This window comes from Exiguobacterium sp. s22 (assembly GCF_018617455.1).
GTDB lineage: Bacteria > Bacillota > Bacilli > Exiguobacteriales > Exiguobacteriaceae > Exiguobacterium.
On record NZ_JACSKD010000014.1, the window covers coordinates 12525 to 18338 of the forward strand.

Genomic DNA, 5814 nt, shown 5'->3' on the forward strand with positions numbered 1-5814 from the left:
CTCCACTTTCTTTTTTTTACACTTTTTTAGGCCTGGAGTTGTACCCAAGTCCGGCTGAAGGGGACGGACTCGAAATCCGTTAGGAGTCGCAAGGCTCGCGTGGGTTCGAATCCCACCAACTCCGCTTTCAATCGGGCATCTGCAGAGGCAGATGCATTTTTTGTATCCACAGACATATGCGCTGTGGATTTTTTTGTGCACAAAAAGAAGGATCACGCTGTCGTTGGCGCAATCCTTCTTTCGATTATCTCACTTTTGCTTCACGCGCAATCGTGAGTTGCTTTTCAATTTTCTCAAGAATGAGTTCGACTGAATCTGGGTCGTTGATGAGGTCGTACTCTTCGATCGAGAGGCGTAATACCGGACACAGGTTGAAGTTGTTGATCCATTCTGTGTAGCGGGCGTACATCTCTTCCCAGTAGGCGATTGGTGTTTGCTGTTCCATCTCGCGACCGCGCATCTGAATGCGTTCGAGTACTTGTTCGAACGAACCTTCAAGATAGATTAATAGATCTGGGTGCGGGAAGAATGGTGTCAATACCATTGCCTCGAACAAACTAGAGTACGTTTCATAGTCTGTTGGTGACATTGTCCCTTTTTCATAATGCATCTTAGCGAAGATGCCTGTATCTTCATAGATTGAACGGTCTTGGATAAACCCACCGCCGTATTGGAAGATTTTCTTTTGTTCTTTAAAACGTTCTGCCAAGAAGTAAATTTGAAGATGGAAGCTCCAACGCTCGAAATCATGATAGAATTTATCGAGGTAAGGGTTGGTATCTACTTTTTCGAGAGACGTTCGGAAATTTAATGCATCGGCTAACGAATTGGTGATCGTGGATTTTCCGATCCCAACCATTCCACCGATTGTAATGATCGTATCGTTCGGGATGTTATATTTATCAATCAGCTTCATTTTATTTGGGCTCCTTTAGTTAATTCTAATTCACGCTCAATCGTTTTCAGGACATGAGTCAAGTCGTCCGGATTCTGTACAAAGTCGAGTTCATCCCCGCTGAACGAGAGGATCTTCACTTCTGGATGGGCCGCGCGATACGATTCAACAAATGTTTCATAATCGTGAGCAAGTTGTTCGAGGTAATCACGAGACATATTCTCTTCGACTTCACGTCCACGCAAGGCGACTCGTTTCATTAAGGTCTCAATGCTGGCGTGTAAGTAAATGACGACATCAGGTTTCGGCATATCATGTGTCAAAATCTTATAAATCTGCTCGTACTTGTTCAAATGTGCTGGTTTCAGCGAGCGATGAGCAAAAATCAAGTTTTTGAAAATATGATAGTCCGAAACGACGGATTGTTGCTGACTCAAGTGGTGTTGATGAATATCATCTAGTTGCTTGAATCGATTGCACAAGAAGAACATTTCCGTTTGGAAACTCCATTCTTCGATATCTTCATAAAACTTGCCGAGAAATGGGTTCTCTTCTACAATTTCATTCAGCATCTGCATTGAGAAATGCTGACTGATGATATGGGCGAGTGATGTTTTCCCGACACCAATCGGTCCTTCTACCGTTATAAACATATGATGTCATCCTCCATTATCCAAAGTGCAAGTTCCATTCTAGCATACAATACGAGTGATATGACGAGGGATTTGATTTTCATTTTTTTTCATAGTTTCAAATAGGAAATGAGGTGAATGGATGGAACGCGATGAACGATTTATGCAGTTAGCCATCGAAGAAGCAAAGAAAGCAGAAGCCATCGGGGAGGTGCCGATCGGCTGTGTGATTGTAAAAGGAGACCAAGTGATTGCGACTGGGCACAATCGTCGTGAGACAGATCGATTGGCAGCGGCGCACGCCGAGATGATTGCGATCGAAACGGCCAATGAGACATTAGAGAATTGGCGATTAGAAGACTGCGAGCTATACGTTACCCTTGAACCGTGTCCGATGTGTGCGGGTGCGATTGTGTTATCTCGCGTGAAGCGTGTCATTTTTGGTGCCCATGATCCGAAAGGTGGATGTTGCGGGACGTTAATGAATTTGGTGCAGGATGATCGGTTCAATCACCAAGCAGAAGTGACGGAAAATGTTTTAGCAGAAGAATGTGGGCAACTCCTCACAGATTTCTTCCGGACGCTTCGAGAGAGGAAGAAACAAGAACGACTCAATCAGAGAGGTTGCAACCCAATCGATTAAACAGTATAATGTAATAGCACTCGAGATAGTGCTTAATTTCATTTACCCATTTGCCGTGCTAGGTGGGGAGGTAGCGGTGCCCTGTCACTCGCAATCCGCTGTAGCGAGACTGAATCCCGATTCGAGGGAGTGCGCTGGTGTGGTCTGCCTTATGTAAGTGGCGTTGACGTCTGAGTCCTGCGCAACGGTCACCCATGAACCAGGTCAGGTCCGGAAGGAAGCAGCCTTAAGTGGTGACGTACCGTGTGCCGCAGGGGTGCTTGGGCTGAGCAAACTGCATGAGTAACGCATGTTGACGTACTTTCAGAAATCGGTGCGCGGCAGATTTATTTTATAACTTCAATCTATGGCCCCAGGGCTGTAGATTTTTTTGTATGATGAGATAGAGAAGAACAAATAAGGAAGGAGGCGAACTCATGGCGTATCAAGCGTTATATCGTGTATATAGACCTCAGTCGTTTCAGGAGGTCGTCGGTCAAGTCCATATCACACGTACGATTCAAAACGCTCTGTTAGAGGAGCGGATGTCGCATGCGTATTTGTTTTCTGGTCCGCGTGGAACGGGGAAGACGAGTTTAGCAAAGATTATCGCTAAGGCGATCAACTGCGAAAGTGCGCCGACACGTGAACCATGTAACACCTGTCCGACGTGTATCGCTATCACGGAAGGGACAAGTCCCGACGTGTTTGAAATCGATGCCGCATCGAATAACGGAGTTGATGAAATTCGGGAGATTCGAGATAAAGTCAAATATCCGCCGTCCCAAGGACGTTACAAAGTATACATCATTGATGAAGTGCATATGTTATCGACTGGTGCATTCAACGCGTTGTTAAAGACGCTTGAAGAACCGCCGGCACATGCGATCTTCATATTAGCCACGACAGAGCCACATAAAATTCCGGCAACCATTATTTCTCGCTGTCAGCGATTTGATGTCAAACGACATGAAGTGAGTCAATTGCAAACGCGGATGGCCTATATTTTGAACGATCAAGACCATGACTACGACCCGGAAGCGTTGAAACTAATCGCACGTGCTGCCGATGGTGGGATGCGAGATGCCCTTAGCTTACTCGATCAGGCGCTCGCATTCAGTGATGGACGGTTGACGGAAGACGCGGTGTTAGAAGTCACGGGTGCCGTGACGGATGAAACATTGCTTGATATGGCGTATGGTCTCCAGCGGAAAGAATTAAATGCTATTTTGAGTACGCTTGAATTGATGTTACGTGAAGGAAAAGACTTGAAACGTTTCATTGAAGATTTAGTGTTCGTCCATCGGGACGCATTGCTTTTAAAAGCTTCTCCACAAGCTGCCGACCTATTAGAGCGTGCTCGACCGACGGATGAATTTCGTCAGTTTGTCGAAGCGACTTCGACGGACGAATTGTTCCAAGTGATTGAAGAGCTGAACGATTGTCAGCAACAGATGAGGTTGTCTAACCATCCTAAAGTGCTGGTCGAATTGACGTTCATCCGGATCGCAGAACAAGGTCGGACGATTAGTGAGCAAATGGTACAACTACAAGATCAAGTACGCGAACTGAGTCGTGAATTAAGTGAAGTGAAGAAGAATGGTGTTGCTGTGACAGGTGGGGAAGTAGAAAAACCGAAGCCTGCCCCAAAGCGGACGCAAATCCGTGTGCCGAAAGAGCGAATTCGTCAACTTTTGCAACGTGCTGAACGCCAACATTTGAATGCGATTCGCGATAGCTGGGGAGACATCATGACGAATATTCGGATACAAGACGGTCCGATATTCGCGCTCTTCTATGAAAGTGAAGCTGTCCTTTGTGCAAGTGACACCTTACTGGTACAATTTAAAGATGGAATGACATGGCACTATGAACAAGTGAGTTCGAATGGTCGTACCCGTGATGTGATTGAACAGGCGTTATTCGAAGTGACGGGAATTCGTCGCGAAATCATGGCGGTGCTTGAGACAGATTGGAATGAACTGAAGAATGAGTTTATCCTTCAGAAACAAGCAGAACGAACGGAACGAGTCGAAGAACCGGAAACCGAGGATCCGCTTGTCGCGCAGGCGATGGAACGATTTGGCGATGTTGTTGAAATCGAAGAAACATAAGGGAGGCGCTCTGAATGCGTGGAATGGGAAACATGAACAATATGATGAAGCAGATGCAAAAGATGCAAAAAGACATGGCGAAAGCTCAAGAAGAATTGAAAGATTTATCGGTAGAAGGAACTGCAGGAGGCGGCATGGTGAAAGTTGTCGTCAGCGGTCATAAAGAAGTCTTAGACGTTATTATTGCTGAAGATGTTGTCGACCCAGACGATGTGGATATGTTACAAGATCTCGTTTTAGCAGCAATCAATGATGCGATGAAACAAGCGGATCAGCTTGTGAATGATAAGATGGGACGTTTCACACAAGGGATGAACCTCCCAGGCTTTTAAGTGAAGAAAGGATCGATGCGAGTTGCAATACCCTGAAGCCATTGGACGATTGATTGAGAGTTTTACGAAGTTACCTGGGATTGGCCCGAAAACTGCGGTGCGCTTGGCATTCCATGTCTTAGATATGGAAGAAGATGATGTATTAACGTTTGCGAAGTCTCTCGTCAGTGCGAAACGTGACATAAAATACTGTACCGTCTGTGGACATATTACAGACGTGGATCCGTGCGCAATCTGCAAAGACTCGCATCGGGACGAGACAGTGGTTTGTGTGGTTCAAGACTCGAGAGATGTGATTGCTATGGAGAAGATGAGAGAGTATAGAGGGAAGTACCACGTTCTCCATGGAGCCATTAGTCCAATGGAAGGGATCGGTCCAGAGGATATTAACGTTTCAAGTTTGCTGACGCGCTTGCAAGAGAATGAGTCGATTCAAGAAGTGATTTTAGCGACCAATCCGAACATTGAAGGAGAAGCGACTTCGATGTATTTATCGAGATTACTCAAGCCTACGGGGATTCGTGTGACGCGTCTCGCCCACGGTCTACCAGTCGGTGGAGATTTGGAGTATGCAGATGAAGTGACGTTGTCTCGAGCGATGGAAGGTAGAAGAGAGTTATGAAATGGTTTCGTAAGTCGTTAAGGGATGATTTTGATCAACGACTACTTACTGAGTTATTAGAAGCGAAAGCTAAGTTTGAATCAAAACGTCGAATGCTTGAAGTGAGCATTGAAGATACGGGAGAGTTGGCTGCTCAGGTCAAACAAGCGGAAGCTCTCTATTTCTTTTATTTAAAAGAAGCGAAGAAGCGAAATGTGTCGTTATCATCTCTCCGCTCATAAGGCGATGCCTCTGGCTCGCCTTATTTTATTTTCAGCTCTATATAATGAAGGGAAAAATCAGATAAGCAGAATAAATAATGGATTTATATATTTTTTAAATCTTTTTTTGAAAAAGAGTTGCACGGTTAAAGTTTTACTGATATATTAATAGATGTCGCCGAGATAAGCGACGAAGAAATAAAAAATATTTTTAAAAAGTGGTTGACATTTTATTCTCCACTTGGTAAGATATTTAAGTCGCCAAGAGCGGCAGACGAACTTTGAAAACTGAACGATGAGGCAAAAATAAGTTTTACAATTTTTGAATGAAGCGCAAGCTTCGTCAATTTAAGAGCTATATCAAATTCTTTGGAGAGTTTGATCCTGGCTCAGGACG

The 5814-nt window shown here is 44.9% G+C and carries 7 protein-coding genes, 1 tRNA gene and 1 other RNA gene; 7 read left to right on the top strand and 2 right to left on the bottom strand.

Annotated elements, in window-relative coordinates; all coding sequences use genetic code 11:
• Positions 1-34 precede the first annotated feature (34 nt).
• Positions 35-124 (top strand) — tRNA-Ser (locus tag KNO94_RS14855).
• Positions 125-244: 120 nt separating this feature from the next.
• On the opposite strand, the gene KNO94_RS14860 is transcribed toward KNO94_RS14855, so the two are convergent.
• Together KNO94_RS14860 and KNO94_RS14865 are read right to left on the bottom strand one after the other, a co-directional pair.
• Positions 245-916, bottom strand: coding sequence for a deoxynucleoside kinase (locus tag KNO94_RS14860; RefSeq protein ID WP_012727758.1), 672 nt, complete (start codon positions 914-916; stop codon positions 245-247).
• Positions 913-1548: a deoxynucleoside kinase gene (locus KNO94_RS14865; RefSeq protein ID WP_214743131.1), complete on the bottom strand. Its 636-nt coding sequence runs from the start codon at positions 1546-1548 to the stop codon at positions 913-915. The genes KNO94_RS14860 and KNO94_RS14865 overlap by 4 nt, the downstream gene beginning before the upstream one ends.
• 121 nt (positions 1549-1669) lie before the next feature.
• Between KNO94_RS14865 and tadA the strand changes: the two genes are divergently transcribed.
• From tadA to KNO94_RS14895, 6 genes are all read left to right on the top strand, one after another.
• Positions 1670-2170, top strand: a complete 501-nt coding sequence (gene tadA, locus KNO94_RS14870; protein WP_214780948.1) for a tRNA adenosine(34) deaminase TadA — start codon at positions 1670-1672, stop codon at positions 2168-2170.
• 53 nt (positions 2171-2223) lie between these two features.
• Positions 2224-2491: signal recognition particle sRNA large type (gene ffs, locus KNO94_RS14875), an RNA gene on the top strand.
• Between the two features lie 95 nt (positions 2492-2586).
• A complete protein-coding gene (gene dnaX, locus KNO94_RS14880) occupies positions 2587-4263 on the top strand; it encodes a DNA polymerase III subunit gamma/tau (RefSeq protein ID WP_214743133.1) in 1677 nt (558 codons plus the stop codon).
• A gap of 14 nt (positions 4264-4277) precedes the next feature.
• The gene (locus tag KNO94_RS14885; RefSeq protein WP_214743134.1) at positions 4278-4595 is read left to right on the top strand and encodes a YbaB/EbfC family nucleoid-associated protein; all 318 of its coding nucleotides are present in this window, start codon (positions 4278-4280) and stop codon (positions 4593-4595) included.
• Between the two features lie 22 nt (positions 4596-4617).
• Entirely contained in the window at positions 4618-5217 is a 600-nt protein-coding gene (recR, locus tag KNO94_RS14890) for a recombination mediator RecR (protein WP_214743135.1), read from the top strand.
• On the top strand, positions 5214-5438 hold the full coding sequence (locus tag KNO94_RS14895) for a YaaL family protein (protein ID WP_214780951.1): 225 nt from the start codon (positions 5214-5216) through the stop codon (positions 5436-5438). Before recR ends, KNO94_RS14895 begins: the two co-directional genes overlap by 4 nt.
• Positions 5439-5814 lie beyond the last annotated feature (376 nt).

What these genes read in the sequence shown, in the direction of transcription:
- KNO94_RS14860 (WP_012727758.1), bottom strand. Translation starts at nt 916, where the DNA reads ATGAAGCTGATTGATAAATATAACATCCCGAACGATACGATCATTACA.
- KNO94_RS14865 (WP_214743131.1), bottom strand. Translation starts at nt 1,548, where the DNA reads ATGTTTATAACGGTAGAAGGACCGATTGGTGTCGGGAAAACATCACTC.
- tadA (WP_214780948.1), top strand. Translation starts at nt 1,670, where the DNA reads ATGGAACGCGATGAACGATTTATGCAGTTAGCCATCGAAGAAGCAAAG.
- dnaX (WP_214743133.1), top strand. Translation starts at nt 2,587, where the DNA reads ATGGCGTATCAAGCGTTATATCGTGTATATAGACCTCAGTCGTTTCAG.
- KNO94_RS14885 (WP_214743134.1), top strand. Translation starts at nt 4,278, where the DNA reads ATGCGTGGAATGGGAAACATGAACAATATGATGAAGCAGATGCAAAAG.
- KNO94_RS14895 (WP_214780951.1), top strand. Translation starts at nt 5,214, where the DNA reads ATGAAATGGTTTCGTAAGTCGTTAAGGGATGATTTTGATCAACGACTA.